Consider the following 730-nt stretch of genomic DNA (forward strand, 5'->3'; position numbering starts at 1 on the left):
TCGAAGGTGGGTTGCCCCATTCGGAAATTCTCGGATCAAAGCTCGTTCGCAGCTCCCCAAGACTTATCGCAGCGTACCACGTCCTTCATCGCCTCTTAGCGCCAAGGCATCCACCGAATGCCCTTTTGACACTTGATTGCTCTCATTATCGACGTCCACCAGCTTTTCACCCCTCGGCAGAGGCAAAACCGGCTGTCCTTCTCGCGAAGAACCAGACGACGATCGAAAAGACCATTTCTTGCTTCGAACACACCCGAGAACACCGCGGTCAAGCCGTGTCCACTGTGACAATCGCTCCAGCAGCGCGTTGATAGACGTCTTGGCAGACGCCCTACCCCGCTGGATCGGATGTGTTTCCTCTTCACAATGTTAGATAACCCGCCGGGCTTTCTCGAAAGAAAGTCCACAGCGAAACTGTCATACCTTAAGGACGATTTTGCCGGGATCAGACCGTCTGGTGGAGCCAGACGGGATCGAACCGACGACCTCATGCTTGCAAAGCACGCGCTCTCCCAACTGAGCTATGGCCCCGAGGCAAACGCTTTAGCGTTTGCCGGGAGTGCGTCAGGCCATTCGCTTGCGAATGGCCGAGAGCACACAACCTCAGTTAGCGGCGACGATCTTGCTTAACAAACATGGTGGGCCTGGGAGGACTTGAACCTCCGACCTCACGCTTATCAAGCGCGCGCTCTAACCAACTGAGCTACAAGCCCGAGCTGTTGTATCGATC

The 730-nt window shown here is 55.5% G+C and carries 2 tRNA genes and 1 rRNA gene; all 3 read right to left on the reverse strand.

What is annotated here, in order from left to right:
• Positions 1-138 (reverse strand): 23S ribosomal RNA (locus tag GJ654_RS20675); the annotation flags it as partial.
• A 317-nt stretch (positions 139-455) separates the two neighbouring features.
• Positions 456-531 (reverse strand) — tRNA-Ala (locus GJ654_RS20680).
• Between the two features lie 105 nt (positions 532-636).
• Positions 637-713, reverse strand: a tRNA-Ile gene (locus tag GJ654_RS20685).
• Positions 714-730 lie beyond the last annotated feature (17 nt).

The sequence above is a fragment of the Rhodoblastus acidophilus genome (assembly GCF_009720655.1).
GTDB lineage: Bacteria > Pseudomonadota > Alphaproteobacteria > Rhizobiales > Beijerinckiaceae > Rhodoblastus > Rhodoblastus acidophilus_A.